Below are 17,368 nucleotides of genomic sequence, written 5' to 3' on the forward strand. Positions count from 1 at the left end.
TCTTACTCAAAGTCTGAAGCACTGTCTCCCGATGAACCTTCTCTAAATCTGCACCGCTCATACCAGCCGTTAGTGATACGATTAAATCAACATCTATAGCCTCTTCGTAAACGTCGTACTGCAAGAACTTTTCGATAAACCAGCGCCGGGCATTTTTATCCAGGAAAGGAACATGGACATGAAGATCAAGCCTTCCTGAACGTAATAATGCTTCATCAAGTTTATCCAGCCGATTGGTAGCCGCGACAATAAAAACCGCGCCTTTATTTGGCTATTTGCATTCTAAGGTTGGAAATCAGCTTTTCTGCCAAGGCAATGAAAAGGCTCAGTTGGTTGGAAGCTAAAGTATGAGGGGCTGCATTGTACGTAAACCGGACCCTGGCGTCATTGCCTGCATTAGTGAACCAGTAGTTGAGCGACTTAGTGAAGATCCTGACTAAAGTAGCAATCCAGAATCTCTTACATGATGGCACCATGTGCCGGATATCCATGGGGCTTTAGACAGTCGTGTACGAATTAAGTATTTTCATTCATTAATCTGCATACTCATTATCATCTACCAGAAGATTTTTATTAACAAGTTAGGTTAAATTTTGCACAGTATGTTAGGGTGATCTATAGTTTAAGGACCAACGATAATACTCATGGAAGAAGCCAACATGTCTTATTTTTCCCCATCAGCCGTCAGGCGCCGCCGCCGTGCTACTTCTAATAATGTCATTCAACCTGTTTCAGGAATTCCGCGTGAAGTAGATGGTGCATTGGACAGCTTTATCGCCGCAGATCCGACTTTGGTCACCAACGACGGTAATGGAGAAGGTATTGATACCTTTTTAACTGAAGTGCCGGTTACAAAAGGTGAAGGGACGGCGATTCTCAAAGGTAATATGCAGGGCGAGCTGCAAATGGACAGCGAGTTACATCTTGAGTTTGAGGAGACGCAGATTATATCCTTTATGTTGAGCCCTGAGTCATCTGAAGATCTGACACTAACGGGTATTGAATTGGTGGCTAGGCCAGGACACAATTTTATGCAGGTGCAGCTTAGAGAGCGAACCGGATTGTTCAACGCTCAGTTTTCTTCGGCCGCTGCTGTGTTGTTAATCAGCCCTAAATTTTTAACTATACCCGATACCAGTTGGCAGGATATGGGCTCGTCGGGCGATTTTCCAACAACGCCAGATCTACTGAAGATTCGTCTATATGGCAGAGATGCTGACGGGTTTTCTTACAAAGGGAGCACAGCAATATTTAAAGGCTGACGTTCAGCCTTTTTGTATTACGTGATGGGATTTAGTTTATGCAAACAATCCCAGCACCTGATTGTTGAATATAGAACCAAACAGTCTATTTATCGTTAAAAAAATTGCACTATGAGGCTGGTGATGTACGTCTGCTATTTGTCTTTTGCGGACGTAAATAATGTGGTCATTTGATTTTCGCTCAAAGCAGAAGTTGTTATTTACTTGTGTTGATGGATTAGCGAAAACTAGTGGTTGAGCAACAGGCTGAAGAGCAGGGCATCCTGATTAAGAATGCGGCGTTTGCAGAGGGCTTCTTTTTTGGCGCCAATGGCGTTAGCCAGTTTAATACTGGGCTGATTATCCGGCAGAGTGAAGTACTCTATACGGTTAAGGCCCAGAGGCTGTCTGGCAATTTCTATCAGGCGTTCACACAGCTTTATCGCCAGGCCCCGGCCTCTGGCCTCAGGAACCAGCCATAAACCCAGATTGGCGTTGAGATGCACCGGATGGATATAGTTTAGCAGGCCCATTCCCAGGCATTGCTCGTTCCACATCAGCAGGTAGGTAATGCCATAGCCAATTTTACGTTGTTGCTCGAAGGTCTCGATGAGTGATTCGGCATGACGCAGGGTTGTGGGAGTTAAACCTGAGCCCATCCAGGGTTTAACGGAGGCGCAAGCAAGCTTGCCTGCTTCAGATAAGGCCAGTGCGTATTTGTGGTGAGCGCGAATGATTTTGACTGGCCCGGCATCAGTAAAAATGGGGGCCAGCCTGACTGGCAGGGTTGTCAGATCGATCAAAAGAGTTTCTTATCGATAACTCTGGCTAGCAGTACAACTACCAATACTACGAAGTAAGCGCCAAATATGATTTGCATCCATTCAGCCATACCCATAGAAAGGAATTGCCAGCTGTTTTCGAGACAGTCGCCACGGGCTGCAAATATGGCAGGTAGCCATTCATGTAGCGGTGCCCACTCGGGGAAATTAGGGAAGATTTCACAGGTGCCGAAGAATGGATCGTCCGACTCGATAATTTCAATGTGCTCAGAAGCTATCATAAAGCCTCTTACTGTACTGTATCCCCACAATCCATAACCAACCAGGCGGGTGAGCGGGTGATTGAACAGCAACACCAGCAGACCTGCCAGCACAATGCCCCACATTGCCGTACGTTGGTAAATACACATTATGCAGGGTTCAAGGCCCATGCCGTGTTGAAAATACAGCGCCGTGAACTCCAGTGCCAGCGAGGTGGCGAAGAGTACCAGCCAGGCAGACTTTTGTTCTGCCCAGCTACTTAGTCCATTCAACAAACCCATTCTTTATACTGCTCCTAGTGGCCGCTGTTATCGGCACCGGGAACACCGGTGTGGTGTTCTATCAGGTGCATGTCGTAAAGCCACTGGGTGGCATCTGACAAGCCCCAATAAGTAGCCAGTAAGCCTACAACTGCCAGTACAATGGTGTATGGCAGTGCCATAAGCACCATACGGCCGTAGGAGAGTCTCAGTAGCGGTGCAATGGCCGATGTCAGCAGGAACAGGAAGGCGGCCTGACCATTCGGAGTTGCTACACTAGGCAGGTTAGTACCAGTGTTGATAGCAACCGCCAGTAAGTCAAACTGGTCGCGGGTGATTTCGCCATTGGCCAGTGCGGTGCTTACCTCGGTAATGTATACCGAGCCTACAAACACGTTATCGCTCACCATAGAAAGCACACCATTGGCCAGGTAGAACATGACCAACTGAGTAGTACCTTCAAAACCCAGCACCCAGTGGATAACCGGGGCGAACAAACCCTGTTCGATAATGACCGCGACCACCCCGAAGAATACGCACAGCAGAGCGGTAAAGGGCAGCGCTTCTTCAAAGGCTTTACCCAGCGCGTGTTCTTCAATAACACCGCTCATAGAAGTTGCCAGCACGATAACTGAGAGACCGATTAAGCCAACCGCCGCCATGTGTGTTGCAAGACCAACAACCAGCCAGACGCCAATCAGGGCCTGTACACCAAGACGCGCTTTATCACGAACGGAGCGGGCCTGGTCCATCGATTTATCATAATCTACCAGAATTTGACGTACTGCATCTGGCAGCTTGGCGCCATAGCCAAATAATTTGGTTTTTTCCAGCATGACGGTAGTCAGGATACCCATCAGGAATACCGGAATAGTGATGGGGGACATACGAATGAAGAACTCTACAAAGTTCCAGCCGGCTTTATCTGCAATGATCAGGTTTTGTGGTTCGCCCACCATGGTCATTACACCACCCAGTGCGGTACCAACTGCCGAATGCATCATCAGGTTACGCAGGAAAGCACGGAAGTTGTCGAGGTCGTTTGAGCCTAAATCCGCCACGCTATCGTCGGAGGTATGGTCGTGGTCGTGATGAAATTCTTTGCCCGATGCGACTTTGTGGTAAATGGTGTAGAACCCAAGGCCAACGGCAATGATTACCGCGACAACGGTTAATGCGTCGAGGAAAGCAGATAGAAATGCCGAAGCAATAATAAACGCCAGCGACAGTACGGTTTTATTTCGCACCCGAATAACCAGCTTGGTAAACAGAAACAGCAGCAGGTCTTTCATAAAGTAGATACCGGCTACCATAAACACCAACAGCAACAGCACTTCGAGGTTGACCTCTATCTCATGCATCATGTGCTGGGGGGTTGTCATGCCTATGAAGAGTGCTTCAATCAGTAACAGCCCGCCGGGCTGGAGGGGATAACACTTTAACGCCATAGCAAGGGTAAAGATAAACTCGATAATCAGTAACCAGCCGGCCAGAAAGGGATCGAGCATGAAAATCAGAGGGTTAGCAATTAAACAGCCGATAATGGTCTTTTTATACCAGTCTGGCGCATGCCCCAGAAAATTCTTATAGATCGCCATGGTCATAGAGGTTTGCATGGAGTAATTTCCTTTTTTATCACAGGCTTAATTTGTTGTTCTCAGCTAATAATAGACGAGTTTTATAATTTTATGTCACTACAGGGGTGACAGTTTTAATGTGAATGTCTGTTTTTAGGACACTTTTCGTCTAAGCTTGCAAAGACTAACCGAAATCTATCCCGACAGGAAGTAGAAAGCGACGTATCTCAGACCATATGCGCACAGCTGTTTAAAAAATGCGCGAAGTGAAAATTATTGCTGCTTTTACGCATATTTCATCGTTGGACTGAGAAAAACTGTCACTTATCAACCAGTTTGTTATGCTGTTTTAACACGTAAAACTGTTACAATTGGTCGTATCTGTTTAAGTTAGGTGATACAAGCTGCCTAACGGCGATTTATTCATTGTGCTTATGAAAATTCATCTGGTACAATCAGTTTGAAAATAACAAGAACGTTCAGTGGCGAGCAAATATGATATACAAGGCACAAAGTCCGGCTGGTTTTGCCGAGGAATACATCGTAGAGTCGATTTGGAGTGGACGCTTTCCTCCAGGAACAATTCTTCCCGCTGAACGGGAATTATCCGAACTCATTGGTGTAACACGCACCACATTACGTGAAGTGTTACAGCGTCTGGCCCGGGATGGCTGGTTAACCATTCAGCATGGTAAGCCAACCAAAGTGAACAACTTCTGGGAAACCTGCGGCCTTAATATCCTCGAAACGCTGGCTCGTCTCGATCAGGACGGTATACCAGAACTCGTTGATAACCTGTTGGCAGCCCGCACCAATCTGAGCGCAGTATTTATTCGTGGTGCTATCCGCAAAAATCCTCAGGCGTCGGCAGAAATCATTGCCCGGTATAAAGACGTTGAGGAAGACGGTAAGGCTTTTGCACACTTTGATTATCAGCTGAACCACGATTTAGCCCTGGCGTCTGGTAATAATGTCTTTGTGCTGATGATGAACGGCTTCCGCGGTTTATATTCGCGCATTGGTGGGTTCTTCTTCTCAGACCCCCGCGCTCGTGAGGTAGCCAAAGAGTTCTACGCCAAATTACAGCAGGTGGCTGAGCAAGGCGACTACAAGTCGGTACCTGCAGTGGTGCGCGAGTATGGCTATGCTTCAGGCCAGGTGTGGAATGAAGTTCGCGAAACCATGCCTCAGGATTTAGTTGATTAAGCGCCGCACCCGCGGCTCTTTTCTTATCTGCGTTACAACAAAACCTCACACTAATGCGTTTTTAGTATGTGATTTCTAAATTCTCCTTTTACACTGATTAACAGATAGCAAAAGGAGACCAAATCATGGCAGCTAAAGACGATATCAAAAGCAAAATCAGCGAAGCTGAAGAATTCGCCCGTAAAATCTGGTTGGCAGGTTTAGGCGCCTACGGTAAAAGCGTTGATGAAGCACAGGGCCAGTACGAAAAACTGACCAAAGATGCTAACAAGATGTTTGACGATCTGGTGTCTAAGGGTGAAACCCTGGAGTCAGATGCCAAAGACAAATTTAAAGAAACCACCAGTGAAGTGGAAAGTCGCGTAGCCGACGTGCGCAAAAAGCTGGGTCTGGATACAGACGACACTGATCAAAAAATCGAAGAGCTTTCTGCAAAAGTGGATGCACTGACTGAAGCGGTCGCTAAACTGGCAGCGAATAAGTAACAACTGGTCGGGCAGCCATAGCTGCCCAATCAGCTAAGGAGTTATTATGTCAGATAAAAAACCGACATCTCCCATTATGGGCTGGTTTGAAGCCGGGTTAGGCTTGTTTACAGAGCAACTCAATGCGGCCAATCAGCAGGTTCAGCACAAGGTGGATGAGTCGCAAAAAACACTGGATGAGTTAGCCGCACGTGGCGCTGAAGTTGAAGCGCAGATCCGTAAAACGGTAGACCCATCGCAGTGGCTTGAGCTGTGGCGTCAATCGCCATTGCATCACTGGATGCCAACATTTACCACGCCAAAACAAAAGCGGGCGATGCAGATTGAAGCACTGTCAGCGAAAGTGGATTTACTGGTAGAGCAGGTGGCCCTGTTGGCGGCAAAACAGGCAGCAGCAAAAGCGGAAGAGAAACCGCAAACAGCTGCTAAGCCTAAAGCTACGCGAGCGAAAAAGACCACCACGACCAAACGGACTACGTCGACCCGTGCTGCTAAGCCGGCAACAGCCCGTAAAACGGCAAGTAAGGACGCTCCCGCAAAAGGCGAGTAATGCTGTATTCTTGCCAGAAGCAAGGCCGGTTAGCTAACCGGCCTTGCTTGTTAAATAGTATACAGCTAATCGCTAAATAGTCTTCGAAGTGCAAACAGGCGTTAACATACAACCTATAGTTTGCCGGGTTAATCTGCTGCTCGTTGTTTTTTCAGTTCCTCACTATATGCTTTGGACATCTGCATAATTTTAGGGTAAACGTCTTTCATCAACTGCTGCGTGACCTGCATGGAAGCGGCCATGACCTCTGGCATTTTCTTTACCACGGACTGACCGGTTTCAGATTGGTAAAATGCCAGCATATCCTGGAGTTCCTGCTCAGTATAATGGGCCAGGTAGAGGTCAATCATGGGTTCTTTTAATGTGTCCCAGTTCATTTCTTCTTGCAGCATCAGGTTGACCTTTTGCATATGCTTGTTAAAGCTGGCTCGCTCTGATTCTTCAATTTTGAATTGCTCAGCCATATTGGCAAACATGCCATCAAACTGAGCGTAAACCGCATCCAGTGCACTATCCGCCCCGGAGGCAATCAGTAACGCTTCCACGGTATCGCGTTGAGCCGTGTTGGCAACGGCAGGGCCACTTAAACTCAGGGCGGCGATAATGATCATTAATACTTTACGCATTATAAATTCCTTTTTCCTTAGTTAATTCCCAAATCAGTTTACCCCAATAGCAATTGCTGATCGATAGGGATAAATTTGCTGGCAGACTGCATAAGTGAAGCAGCGGTAAGCGCCGGTACGCCATACACTTCAACCTTTTTGCCACCTTGCCCGGTAAGCCGGTTACAGAGAATACTGAAATCGCCATCACCGGAAACGAGAATGAGCGTATCAGCTTCACTGGCGGCATCCATCATATCAATGGTGATCCCCACATCCCAATCACCTTTAGCAGAACCGTCTGCACGCTGGATAAAAGGCTTTAGTTTTACCTCAAAGCCAATGGCACGGAGGATATTCTGAAACTCACGCTGTTTGGTATCACCGCGTTCAACAGCATAGGCAACCGCTTTTACCACCTGGCGGTTAGCGGTAGCCTTGCGCCAAAAGGCGTTGTAGTCAAAGTTCTTGCGGTAGGTTTGACGGCTGGTGTAATACACATTCTGCACATCAACAAATATTGCCACGCGTTCCATAAACGAGCGCTGCCTTTTGATAAACAAGAAAGGGCAACATAGTAACAGATGCCTTACTGAAATATATCTTTACAGTTAACCAACACATTACCAGCGAATGCTGGTTGTGGTTATTAATCGCTCCCTTTAGGATGGCCTGTACAAATTATAAACAACTGGTTGAGAGGGACATTGGCCATGAAAAGCATTACCTACAGTACATTTCACGTTATCTTATTTTGCTCGTTAGCACTGATTAGTTTTAAGGAAGCTGGCGCTGCAGACAACGCTCATATCCACCAACAAATTCAGCAGAAAACGGCTGCCATTTATAGTGAGCTGGTAGCGGTCCGTAACGACTTACATCAGCATCCTGAGCTAAGTGGCGAAGAGCAACGTACAGCCAATAAAATCGCAGCTTCGCTGACTGCACTGGGGCTCAATGTTACTCGCGATATTGGCGGGCACAGCGTTATAGGCGTGCTCGATACCGGTAAACCGGGCAAGTCGCTTGCGTGGCGGGCCGACATCGACGCTATCCCAACAGTTGAGGGCGTTGGGCACAACTGTGGGCATGATGTCCACACAACGATAGCGCTGGGCATGGCAGAGGTATTGTACTCGCTGAAATCCCAGTTAACCGGCAAGCTCATATTTGTCTTTCAGCCAGCGGAAGAAACCTACACAGGGGCAAGAGCCATGCTTGATGAAGGGTTTTTAACCGCCGTTCAGCCTGATGAGTTTTACGCCGCCCACATCTCGCCCATGCCGGTAGGGTTGGTAGCGTCTAAGGCTGGTTATTTGTATGCTGATTATCGTCAGGTCAACCTGGTGTTTAATAAAGTGGTAAAGCCGGAAGCGACCATAGCACTGGCTAAACAAAGCATTGCCTCATTGCAAAGTGTGGCTAAGGAAAGCCCGTTCTGGAATACCGCAAATCTGATGGATCCCACTATAGGGCTTGGTCACCCCAATACCATTTACCAGAACTACGTTGTGGTAGAGAACCGCTTTGATGTTGAACACGCCGGTGATGCGCTTACCGTTAGCGGTTATGTCAGCGCCAGCAATGACGAGTTAATGCAGTTGATAAATAAACGCTTGCGGCAAAAAATAGCAAACAGTGGATTTGCCGCTTCTTTTGTGGAAGTGAATAACCAGGCGTCTTAGCTAACCTATTCGCTGCAGCGCGGCAACATTAAAAACGCCGCGCAGTTAACGGAACAAAGCCTGCAATCAATGGCGAAAGTATACGGTGGTGGAGTACTTAAATTATACGGCGTAATCCCAGATGGCCGGGGCGACGATTTTGCGTATTTTCAGCAACAGATTCCTGGCACCTATTTCCTGCTCGGCGGCTCAGACTTTAGTAAAGGTATCGTAGCTATGCCCCATGCGCCCAATTTTGCCGTCGACGAACGGGTGATAGAATACGGAGTTAACTATTTTTCTTCGTTGCTGGTTGAGCGTCTTGGGCTCTAGCTGGCCTGTTGTTGTTCATCGAGGGTTAGCTGGCGCAGATATAAAAATAACGGCAGTCCTAAGGACACCCCGACACAAAGCGTTGCGACAATGGCCAGCCAGCCCTTTTTTATGGCCAGCCGCTTACTTTCAACCACAATCAAAGTAATAAGCACCAGAGCAGAAATCACCACATCAAACACAAAGAACCGGCTGATAGGGTTAACCAGTAACTGGTCAAAAAAGAGCGGCAGGTCAGCTCCGTTTGCTATCAGCCAGGGCACAAATTGAGAAAGCGGCAGGGCGGCGCCCAGCACGCAGAAAATCAGATACACATGTTTGAGTGACAAACCTTCATCCTTAGGGGTGAGCAACTAACGGTTGGCTGATTACTCCATAATACCCTCAGGCGTATGATCGAACAATCGCGCTTCCCGGGCTTTTAGCGCCCTGAGTTTACTGCGCAGCGTTTCGCTTATCCGGGTGTTACGGTCAATCACATCCAGTTGCGACCAGGTGGCACGCTCGCCGCTGGAAATAAGCTCCTGAATACTGCTTAGCGTTGGATTAGCAGCCACCTGCATTAAATTGCGTAACTGCTTTTGCGGCAGGATATTAATATTGCCCACATACTGCTGATCAATTACCGAGCGCACCTTGTGCAACGCCAGCTTACTGCTGCGATTAGGCACCAGGTACTCCATGATGTCGAATGCATAAATACTATTGGCTTTGGCAAGCTGTCGCAGATGGCGAAATGTCATGCTGGAAAGTGTTTTCGCCTGAGTCCGTGAGGAAGATAAAAACGGCACCGCCAGTGGATTAGTCTGACTCACAATGCTGTGGTTTACGCCATAAAGTCGCGACAGACGCTCAAACGGCAGGTCAGCCATAATTGAACCATCAGCAAAGCGGCGATTGGGTATGTACGGCACAATTTCGCCGCTGGCGGTTTTGGCTTTCAGCTGCACCGAAGTGAACAGCAGCGGCACCGCACAGGAAGCGCGAATTGATTGCATGATTAACGCGTTTGGCGAGGTCTTGGCATTCAACAATCTTGAGTACTGATGTAAATCCGCCGGTGACACGGTTACCGTAATATGCCGGCCGGTTTTCTTATAGGCCTCTTCAAAGGTGGTCAGATCAAACAGCGAAATCAGCGTGTTTTCCAGCGCGCGGCTGTCGAGTATGCTTTTACGGCCCAGGCCGCCCCATAACCGCCAGTTCTGAAAATGTTCAAAAATAAACTCTGCACTGAGCGCTTCGAGTAATTCGTTATGGGTGCGGGTGCCCAGCATACCGGCAATAATGGAGCCCGCGCTGGCGCCAGAAATCACAGAAGGCAGCAGGTTTTGTTCATTCAGCGATTTCACTACGCCACAATGGAAAAAGCCCAGCCCGGCGCCGCCGGATAACATTAAACAGCTGCGGCCAAAGGCATGCGCCGTTTCCTCAAAAAACGACAGCTTGTCGTAAAAGTCGATATGGTCTTCATCGGCGTGATAAATCTGCTCTAAGGCACTGACAACCTGCGTTATAAACTCTTCAATCAGGTGTTTGGTACCAATCTTACAGTGGCCGAGTAATTCGGGGTTGGCAATGTTACCTAAATTGCCGTGGATCCCTTCGTGGAGAATGGACATCAGGCCGCTTATATCGTTCTGACTTTGGGCAAACTTAATACGCTGCACCCGTTTACGGATTAACCGGTAGTCATATAAACGGCAGGGATCTTTCGCCTTCCAGTCATCCGCCCCGGACAGCGCGTCATGGGCCTCGCAGGCTTCTTTGTATTCCTGGTAACTGCCAGCATGTTCAATGGCTTGTTCCAGTTCGCCTAATTTTGATTGAAATACGGTCATACATCCCCCGGCACTGATTTGGTTAATTTCCGGTATTTGCGCCTATACTGGCAGTGTAGAGTGCACAATTAGAATCGGCTAACTAATTTGTTGGACCACAGGAATGATGAAATTACGTCAGTGACGGTTAAGCGACGTGGATTTTGCTTTTAGTTGATCTAAGCCGATGTATAAACAAAGTTAATTTGACCAATACTGCACCACAAAGTAGCCTGAGCACTGACAATGATAACAATAGCCTTGTAGCACCAACATGGAATGGAATGTACAAACCTTAAGTTTGCTGTCGATCCCACTGATTAGCGCGTTAGTAGGATGGATCACCAACTATCTGGCGGTAAAAATGATGTTTTACCCGCTTAAGTTTGTAGGGATCCCGCCAATTTTTGGCTGGCAGGGCTTAATACCGGCCAAACGCCGGCAAATGGCCGAGATTGAGGTAGAACTGGTGCTCGGTAAGTTACTCAGTGTTGAAGAGTTGGCCAGTCGGCTCGATCCTGAGGAACTCACCAAAGCCATTGAACACCGCCTGCAGCAGGTGGTGCGTAAAATCGTTAACGAAGTGATGGAAGAGTCGGCACCGCAACTATGGGCCGCGTTACCGGTGCAGGGTAAAAATCTGGTGTACCGCCGAATAGAAGACGACATCCCTTATGTGGTCAGCAAAATGGTGGAGGATTTTCAGCACAACGTAAATGAAATCCTCGACATCAAAGAGCTGGTGGTAGAACAGCTGGTTAACTCCCCTGAGCTGATTAATGAGATATTCCTGCGTTCAGGCGAGCGGGAGTTCCCTTTTATCGTGCGTTCCGGCTTTTACTTTGGCTTCTTATTTGGTCTGCCTACCATGGCTTTATGGTATCTGTATCAGGCCTGGTGGATCCTGCCGTTGGGCGGTTTGCTGGTGGGCTATGCCACTAACTGGATCGCCATCAAAATTATTTTTGAACCCAAACGCCCGGTGCGCTTTATGGGCTGTACCATTCAGGGCATGTTTCTTAAACGCCAGAAAGAAGTGTCGCGGGTCTATGCCGATATTATCGAAACCAAACTGATTAACTCAAAAAATATTACCCACATGATTCTGCATGGCTCCGGTTCAGCACAGTTGCTGGAACTGATTGAGCTGCACGTAAACGACGCCATAGAACGTTATGTTGCCATCGCCCAGCCTTACTTTGCCCTGGGCGTCGGTTCTGAAAACTACTTCAAAATGAAATCTATGGCGGTTCGGCGGCTATTTGAAGACAGCGATAAATACCTGCTCTATGCCTTTGATTATGCCAATCAGGCCCTGCGGGTAGGAGACGATTTATGTGAGCGTTTGCAAGCCCTGCGCTCAGAAGAGTTTGAAGGGGTACTGCGCCCCGCCTATCAACAGGATGAGTGGAAACTGATTGTTACCGGGGCGTTACTTGGCATGGCCGCGGGTGTTGCACAACTTTACCTGCTGATGATGGGTTAGGGCAGAGCGTTATGGCCAGTAAAACCGCAGAACGTATCCTTGCCGCCGCACTCACCTTGTTTAACGAACAGGGCGAAAATGCTGTTACCTCGGTGGATATTGCCATGGAGCTGGACATTAGCCCCGGTAATCTGTACTACCACTTTAAAGGCAAAGAGCAAATTATTGATGGCCTGGTGCACTGGTACAGCGAAGCCATGCAAAACTTGTTGCGCCCGGCCACTCTGGAAAAAGTGCAGGCCGAAGATTTCTTTTATTTCATTGCTATTGTGCTGGATAAACAACAGTTGTTTCGCTTTATGTATCGCAGTCCGGCCGATCTGGCCGAGAAATACCCCAAAGTAAAACACTGGCATAAACAGCAAATCAGGCAACTGGAATCGAGTTTAACCAAGCTGTTACTGCGCTTCGCGGCGCAGGAAGCATTGCTTGCCAGTCCTGCTGAGCAGCGCCTGATGGTGGATTTAATTATAATGATCCTGACTCAGGCAAATCAGTACGACGATCTGCGTAATAATGATGATCCCCAGGCGCAAAAGTTTCATGCGCTCAGCCTGATGATGACAGCCCTGCTGCCGCGCTTTCGTTTGCAGGAAACAACCGTGGCTCAGCTACGTAAAGCCATTGAGCATCACTCCATGGCGAATCTCACGTTACCGGCCGCCAGGGGGGATACATGAGCCAGAAACTGTCTTTTCTGGACCGTTCGTTCTGGATCACCGAGTCTAAAGCGAATCCCAAGCATGTAGGTTGCCTGCAACTGCTTGAAATGCCAGAGGGCAGCGATCCCAAAGCTTATGTGAGCGCGCTACATGAGGAAATGCAGGGCTTTGCCCGGGCCTGTCCGCCGTTTAACTGCCGGGTCAGAGCCGTGGCTATCTGGCCGCTGGGGTTACAGCCGGTTAAGCACATGCAAATGGACTATCACGTACAACTTCATCAGGTAGAGGATGTGCACGACCGCGAGGCACTGGACGAGTTTATTGCCCGCATGCATGAAACCCGACTAGACCACGACAAGCCGCTCTGGCAGTACCATTTTTTATATTCTCCATCACAGCAGGTATTTGCTATTTATGCGCGGGTCCATCATCTGTATGGCGATGGCGCTACCCTGGTACGCTGGTTTCAGGCCGGTTATCTGGATGAGCCGCAAAATACCGGCTTTGTGCCGGTATGGGCTTTAAAGCGGCTCAGGCATCAAAAACGTGCGCAGTACAAGCGCATGAAACGTTTCTGGATAAACCTATGGGAAACGCTGCTTACCGGTAAGGATTTGCTGGTGATTTTCACCCGTTTATTGTTACGCCTGATTCGGATTAACCGTCATTACATGCCCGTGCCTTTTACCGGCACCCGTACCGTACTTACCGGTCAGGTTAAAGCAGGGCGGGCAGTGGCGACCTTTGATTTAGATTTTGCCCGCGTGCGGGCCCTGGCCCGGCGCACCAGAGCATCAGCTAACGAAGTGCTACTTACCGCTTTTGATATTGGCGTTCATCGCTTGTTGCAGGATCACGGTCATGTATTTACCCGTGCACTGTATACCAATATGCCTATCAATTTGAGAAAGCCCGGCGAAAAAACTACCGGCAATCGCATTGCCATTGTACCGGTGCAGTTAGCCCATGATGAGAGCGATCCTTACCTGCGCCTGCGGCAGATTATTTATCATCATCGCATTGTAAAGCAGGCTGCCCAGCGGGCCCGGCCTTCTGCTTTCAGCGGTTATACCATTGTTATCCAGGCCATCGCGCTGGTATTTGAGTGGCTGCATATTTCAGACTGGGTAAAACCCATTGCTAATGTGCTGGTGTCGAATATCCCCGGTCCTAAGCAACAAAAGTACTTTAAAGACAGTAAATTGCTCGCCTGTTATCCCATTTCTACGCAAACCCCGGGCGGCGGCGTTAACATCACCCTGATGACTTACAACGGTACGGCCAATATTGGCATGGTGTGTTGCAACCAGCAGATTAAATCGTTGCAGCCGCTGGCGGAGTACTGCCGCGAAGCTTTCGACATGCTGGAAGCCAGTATTGACGATCCGAGCCTGAGTATCGATGATATTGGTGAGCACAGTGACGAGGTGCCACTTTCCATTGTCAGCGATCACTAGTAGCATTGCTGCTCCTGTTTTACTGAGGTATTCCCATGTGGCGTTGTCCGCTTTGTCAGCAACCATTACAGCAATCGATGCGCACCTGGCGGTGTGAAAATCGTCATGCCTTTGATGAGGCCAAATCCGGCTATTTAAACTTACTGCCGGTGCAGAATAAAAAATCCAAACAGCCCGGTGATGACAAAACCATGGTCAATGCCCGCCGCCAGTTTCATGATGCCAAAGGCTATGAGCCGCTCATGGCAGCGCTGGTAGAAACTATTCAGAAGCATTATGCAGGGCAATCGGATGTGCGCTTATTTGATGCCGGTTGTGGCGAGGGCAGTTATCTTGGCTACATCGTACAGTCGCTACAGGACGCAGAGCGTAGAGTAAACGCATCTGGCTGTGATATTGCTAAACATGCTGTCGATCTGGCGGCTAAACGCTATAAAAACTGTCATTTTGCGGTAGCCAGCAGTGCCCATCTACCGCTTGATGATAATTCGCAGGATGTGGTGCTGCAGGTATTTGCCCCGGGCAGTAATACCGAATACCAAAGAGTAATTGCACCAGGCGGTCTGCTGATAGCAGTCGACCCGGCGGAGGATCATTTATGGTCTATCAAACAGGCCATTTACTATAATCCGCGTCAGCATAAGGTTGAATTTGCCGAACGTGCCGGATTTAGTCAGCTCAGTGAGCAGCGGGTGAGTTTTACGGTGGATTTATCCGATCCGCAAACCCGCCAGGGATTGCTCGAAATGACCCCTTATTACTGGCGTCTACCGCAGGATGAAGCCCAGGCCCGCTTCGCCGATTTACAGCAGGTGGAAGCGGACTTTGTTATTCACGTTTGGCAACGGGAACACAGTTAAACTGAAATTTTGTGTGCACTGTATATTGTGTAATCAGATGCCAGCCCACATAGTAAAGAGGTGCCACTAAGTTAAGGAAAACCCATGCATCTCGCCCAACTCAACATCGCCAGGCCAAAATTTCCCATGGATTCGGTAGGGATGGCTGACTTTGTAAATAACATCGACCCGATAAACACCGTTGCCGAAAATAGCCCGGGATTTATCTGGCGCTTAAAAGACGATACCGGTAACGCCACTAGCATCCATATTTTTAATGATCCTGACCTTATCGTGAATATGTCGGTGTGGCAGGACGTTGCCTCGTTAAAACAGTTTATGTTTAAAACCCACCATATCGATTTTCTGAAACGCAAAAAAGAATGGTTTGAACCCCTCGATAGCGCGTCCTATGTGATGTGGTGGATAGAACAAGGGCATATCCCAACGGTGGCTGAAGCCGAGGAACGCTTAGTTCATCTGCGTGAGCATGGAGAAAGTGACTATGCGTTCAGTTTTAAGCACAGCTTTAACAAGTAGAAAGGTTATCGACCAGGCCGTGAAGGTCAGGCCGATAACCATCGTTGATTTGCTCAGGTATCAGGAGTTAGCCTAGCGTTTGCCAAAGTCGCTGAGTAAGGCCTCGTCTACTATGCCATTATGCTTAAAAATAACGCCATCTTTCATGACCATGTCGACATCGCGCACTAAGTTCATATATTTAAGCACATTGCCACGCACGGCGATGATATCGGCTACTTTACCTGGTGTTACTGAGCCATAGCGGTCCTGCACGCCCATCATTACCGCCGGCCAGTAAGTAGCTGCCCGTAGTGTATCCATGGCGTCAAATCCCATGTCATGCACCCATACTGCCATCTCCTGCCAGGTAGACTGACAGTGAAACTTCATTGGGATCCCGGAATCGGTGCCAACCAGCATCATCACACCCGTTTGCTTTAACTGGTTAATTTTATTGCGAATGGTAGGGGTTCTGAGTGGTGTTAGCTGCATGTAATTAAGATGCCCGGGTTTGGCAATCGATTGTTTAATATCGGCAATGGTGTCGTCTTTTAAGCCACGCTTCCAGCAGGCATCGTCGAGTTCTTCCGGGTTAGCCACCAAATCGGGATAGGTAAAAAGTCCTTCCATGGTAGGGGTCCAGAACAATAACCCGTCGAAAATGCCGGTGGCGGTGCGCTCTACTAATGTATCCAGTACGTCCTGTGGGTACCCCGGTGCGGTGGTAAGCCCGGTATGTTCAAAATTATCAATGCCGATTTCTACGCCCACGCGAATTTCATCGGGCTTATGCGCATGAGCCACTACTTTCATGTTGAGTCGATGCGCTTCGTCAACAATAGCCTGGGCTACCGGGCGTGGCATATCGTCATGGTCGATGAGCTTAACGATTTCCATGCCGGCGTCGTGCAGACGATTGACCGCAGCCTTTGCCTCGCTCTCGGTAGTTACTTCCCAACGATAGTGCTTTTGCCAGTCCTGGACTTCTGCCTGTAAGAAAGGCCCCGAGGTATACAGAGTAGGACCAGGAATTTCGCCATTCGCGAGTTTTTGCTTAATGGCGACAGAATCTTCAAGGGGCGCCCCCAGGTCACGAACGCTGGTTATGCCGGCAAGCAGCAACTGCACCAGTGAGGCCGGCATAATTTCATCCACCTGGCGGTCGCGATACGCTTTTTGCCAGTGCGTATAATTGGCATGGCCGGTAAGCATTATATGAGCATGACTTTCCCATAAACCGGGCAGCACGTCGTGTCCTTCGGTGGAGACTACACGATAGCCCGCGGGCACGGGTAGGGAATCCACCGTGCCTACCTGTTCGATGATGCCGTCTTTTACCAGTATCACGCTATTGTGCAACGGGCGTTCGGCAGTGCCATCGATGAGTCTTCCACCCACCAGGGCGATATTTTCTGCCTGTGATGGCATGCCAGTGAGCAGCCCGGCTAATAAAGTTAGTGTCGTTAGTAACCGCATTGTTTTTCCTTATTCTGGTTATCCTGATTTACGTTATGCTCACCAATTGAACAAATCAATGTTTTCTTTAGGGATATTGTTACAGTGGCTGGGAGGCTTAACAGAGAAAATGCATCAGTCGTCAGTGCTGAACGACCGATGC

General features: G+C 48.6%; 19 protein-coding genes and 1 pseudogene. 11 read left to right on the plus strand and 9 right to left on the minus strand.

Annotated features, from left to right (window positions below; all coding sequences use genetic code 11):
- Positions 1-250: pseudogene (locus D9T21_RS23175) on the minus strand (hypothetical protein); the annotation flags it as partial.
- 394 nt (positions 251-644) lie between these two features.
- On the opposite strand from D9T21_RS23175, the gene D9T21_RS18350 reads away from it, so the two are divergent.
- The gene (locus D9T21_RS18350) at positions 645-1,262 is read left to right on the plus strand and encodes a hypothetical protein (RefSeq protein ID WP_123326674.1); all 618 of its coding nucleotides are present in this window, start codon (positions 645-647) and stop codon (positions 1,260-1,262) included.
- A gap of 227 nt (positions 1,263-1,489) precedes the next feature.
- Here D9T21_RS18350 and D9T21_RS18355 read toward each other — a convergent pair whose 3' ends face one another.
- From D9T21_RS18355 to nhaB, 3 genes are read right to left on the minus strand one after another with little or no spacing between them, the layout of a single operon-like run.
- Entirely contained in the window at positions 1,490-2,044 is a 555-nt protein-coding gene (locus tag D9T21_RS18355; protein ID WP_123326675.1) for a GNAT family N-acetyltransferase, read from the minus strand.
- A complete protein-coding gene (dsbB, locus tag D9T21_RS18360) occupies positions 2,041-2,565 on the minus strand; it encodes a disulfide bond formation protein DsbB (RefSeq protein WP_123326676.1) in 525 nt (174 codons plus the stop codon). Before dsbB ends, D9T21_RS18355 begins: the two co-directional genes overlap by 4 nt.
- A 14-nt stretch (positions 2,566-2,579) precedes the next feature.
- On the minus strand, positions 2,580-4,160 hold the full coding sequence (gene nhaB, locus D9T21_RS18365) for a sodium/proton antiporter NhaB (protein ID WP_123326677.1): 1,581 nt from the start codon (positions 4,158-4,160) through the stop codon (positions 2,580-2,582).
- A 456-nt stretch (positions 4,161-4,616) separates the two neighbouring features.
- Between nhaB and fadR the strand changes: the two genes are divergently transcribed.
- The 3 genes from fadR (at position 4,617) to D9T21_RS18380 (ending at position 6,362) form a co-directional block, all read left to right on the plus strand.
- Complete coding sequence (fadR, locus tag D9T21_RS18370) at positions 4,617-5,327, plus strand: fatty acid metabolism transcriptional regulator FadR (RefSeq protein WP_123326678.1); 711 nt, start codon at positions 4,617-4,619, stop codon at positions 5,325-5,327.
- A gap of 125 nt (positions 5,328-5,452) precedes the next feature.
- Complete coding sequence (locus D9T21_RS18375) at positions 5,453-5,812, plus strand: phasin-related domain-containing protein (protein ID WP_123326679.1); 360 nt, start codon at positions 5,453-5,455, stop codon at positions 5,810-5,812.
- A gap of 46 nt (positions 5,813-5,858) precedes the next feature.
- On the plus strand, positions 5,859-6,362 hold the full coding sequence (locus D9T21_RS18380) for a hypothetical protein (RefSeq protein ID WP_123326680.1): 504 nt from the start codon (positions 5,859-5,861) through the stop codon (positions 6,360-6,362).
- Positions 6,363-6,490: 128 nt separating this feature from the next.
- Here the strand turns inward: D9T21_RS18380 and D9T21_RS18385 are convergent, their stop codons facing one another.
- A complete protein-coding gene (locus D9T21_RS18385; RefSeq protein WP_123326681.1) occupies positions 6,491-6,988 on the minus strand; it encodes a DUF2059 domain-containing protein in 498 nt (165 codons plus the stop codon).
- 38 nt (positions 6,989-7,026) lie between these two features.
- Positions 7,027-7,503 (minus strand): LabA-like NYN domain-containing protein, encoded by a 477-nt coding sequence (locus D9T21_RS18390; protein ID WP_123326682.1) that lies wholly within the window; start codon positions 7,501-7,503, stop codon positions 7,027-7,029.
- 177 nt (positions 7,504-7,680) lie between these two features.
- Here D9T21_RS18390 and D9T21_RS18395 point away from each other — a divergent pair, with 177 nt between their 5' ends.
- Complete coding sequence (locus D9T21_RS18395) at positions 7,681-8,652, plus strand: M20 metallopeptidase family protein (RefSeq protein ID WP_123326683.1); 972 nt, start codon at positions 7,681-7,683, stop codon at positions 8,650-8,652.
- Between the two features lie 27 nt (positions 8,653-8,679).
- Positions 8,680-8,964, plus strand: a complete 285-nt coding sequence (locus tag D9T21_RS18400; protein ID WP_338134023.1) for a M20/M25/M40 family metallo-hydrolase — start codon at positions 8,680-8,682, stop codon at positions 8,962-8,964.
- Here D9T21_RS18400 and D9T21_RS18405 read toward each other — a convergent pair.
- Both D9T21_RS18405 and D9T21_RS18410 read right to left on the minus strand, forming a co-directional pair.
- Positions 8,961-9,293 (minus strand): DUF2834 domain-containing protein, encoded by a 333-nt coding sequence (locus tag D9T21_RS18405; RefSeq protein ID WP_123326685.1) that lies wholly within the window; start codon positions 9,291-9,293, stop codon positions 8,961-8,963. The genes D9T21_RS18400 and D9T21_RS18405 overlap by 4 nt on opposite strands.
- A gap of 39 nt (positions 9,294-9,332) precedes the next feature.
- The gene (locus D9T21_RS18410) at positions 9,333-10,805 is read right to left on the minus strand and encodes a DUF3336 domain-containing protein (protein ID WP_123326686.1); all 1,473 of its coding nucleotides are present in this window, start codon (positions 10,803-10,805) and stop codon (positions 9,333-9,335) included.
- Positions 10,806-11,058: 253 nt separating this feature from the next.
- Between D9T21_RS18410 and D9T21_RS18415 the strand changes: the two genes are divergently transcribed.
- From D9T21_RS18415 to D9T21_RS18435, 5 genes are all read left to right on the plus strand, one after another.
- Positions 11,059-12,270 (plus strand): DUF445 domain-containing protein, encoded by a 1,212-nt coding sequence (locus D9T21_RS18415; RefSeq protein ID WP_123326687.1) that lies wholly within the window; start codon positions 11,059-11,061, stop codon positions 12,268-12,270.
- A gap of 11 nt (positions 12,271-12,281) precedes the next feature.
- A complete protein-coding gene (locus tag D9T21_RS18420; protein WP_123326688.1) occupies positions 12,282-12,950 on the plus strand; it encodes a TetR/AcrR family transcriptional regulator in 669 nt (222 codons plus the stop codon).
- On the plus strand, positions 12,947-14,389 hold the full coding sequence (locus D9T21_RS18425) for a wax ester/triacylglycerol synthase domain-containing protein (protein WP_123326689.1): 1,443 nt from the start codon (positions 12,947-12,949) through the stop codon (positions 14,387-14,389). The genes D9T21_RS18420 and D9T21_RS18425 overlap by 4 nt, the downstream gene beginning before the upstream one ends.
- A gap of 35 nt (positions 14,390-14,424) precedes the next feature.
- Positions 14,425-15,249, plus strand: a complete 825-nt coding sequence (locus tag D9T21_RS18430; protein WP_123326690.1) for a putative RNA methyltransferase — start codon at positions 14,425-14,427, stop codon at positions 15,247-15,249.
- A gap of 84 nt (positions 15,250-15,333) precedes the next feature.
- Positions 15,334-15,768 carry a DUF3291 domain-containing protein gene (locus tag D9T21_RS18435; protein WP_123326691.1) on the plus strand — a complete coding sequence of 145 codons (435 nt, stop codon included), beginning with the start codon at positions 15,334-15,336 and terminating at the stop codon, positions 15,766-15,768.
- Between the two features lie 72 nt (positions 15,769-15,840).
- Here D9T21_RS18435 and D9T21_RS18440 read toward each other — a convergent pair whose 3' ends face one another.
- A complete protein-coding gene (locus D9T21_RS18440; protein WP_123326692.1) occupies positions 15,841-17,226 on the minus strand; it encodes an amidohydrolase family protein in 1,386 nt (461 codons plus the stop codon).
- Positions 17,227-17,368 lie beyond the last annotated feature (142 nt).

The sequence above is a fragment of the Marisediminitalea oceani genome, assembly GCF_003731635.1.
Lineage (GTDB): Bacteria > Pseudomonadota > Gammaproteobacteria > Enterobacterales > Alteromonadaceae > Alteromonas > Alteromonas oceani.

Bases quoted from the DNA above. Each gene is read 5' to 3' on its own strand.
- D9T21_RS18350 (WP_123326674.1), top strand. From the start codon at position 645: ATGGAAGAAGCCAACATGTCTTATTTTTCCCCATCAGCCGTCAGGCGC.
- dsbB (WP_123326676.1), bottom strand. From the start codon at position 2,565: ATGGGTTTGTTGAATGGACTAAGTAGCTGGGCAGAACAAAAGTCTGCC.
- nhaB (WP_123326677.1), bottom strand. From the start codon at position 4,160: ATGCAAACCTCTATGACCATGGCGATCTATAAGAATTTTCTGGGGCAT.
- fadR (WP_123326678.1), top strand. From the start codon at position 4,617: ATGATATACAAGGCACAAAGTCCGGCTGGTTTTGCCGAGGAATACATC.
- D9T21_RS18375 (WP_123326679.1), top strand. From the start codon at position 5,453: ATGGCAGCTAAAGACGATATCAAAAGCAAAATCAGCGAAGCTGAAGAA.
- D9T21_RS18380 (WP_123326680.1), top strand. From the start codon at position 5,859: ATGTCAGATAAAAAACCGACATCTCCCATTATGGGCTGGTTTGAAGCC.
- D9T21_RS18385 (WP_123326681.1), bottom strand. From the start codon at position 6,988: ATGCGTAAAGTATTAATGATCATTATCGCCGCCCTGAGTTTAAGTGGC.
- D9T21_RS18390 (WP_123326682.1), bottom strand. From the start codon at position 7,503: ATGGAACGCGTGGCAATATTTGTTGATGTGCAGAATGTGTATTACACC.
- D9T21_RS18395 (WP_123326683.1), top strand. From the start codon at position 7,681: ATGAAAAGCATTACCTACAGTACATTTCACGTTATCTTATTTTGCTCG.
- D9T21_RS18410 (WP_123326686.1), bottom strand. From the start codon at position 10,805: ATGACCGTATTTCAATCAAAATTAGGCGAACTGGAACAAGCCATTGAA.
- D9T21_RS18415 (WP_123326687.1), top strand. From the start codon at position 11,059: ATGGAATGGAATGTACAAACCTTAAGTTTGCTGTCGATCCCACTGATT.
- D9T21_RS18420 (WP_123326688.1), top strand. From the start codon at position 12,282: ATGGCCAGTAAAACCGCAGAACGTATCCTTGCCGCCGCACTCACCTTG.
- D9T21_RS18425 (WP_123326689.1), top strand. From the start codon at position 12,947: ATGAGCCAGAAACTGTCTTTTCTGGACCGTTCGTTCTGGATCACCGAG.
- D9T21_RS18430 (WP_123326690.1), top strand. From the start codon at position 14,425: ATGTGGCGTTGTCCGCTTTGTCAGCAACCATTACAGCAATCGATGCGC.
- D9T21_RS18435 (WP_123326691.1), top strand. From the start codon at position 15,334: ATGCATCTCGCCCAACTCAACATCGCCAGGCCAAAATTTCCCATGGAT.
- D9T21_RS18440 (WP_123326692.1), bottom strand. From the start codon at position 17,226: ATGCGGTTACTAACGACACTAACTTTATTAGCCGGGCTGCTCACTGGC.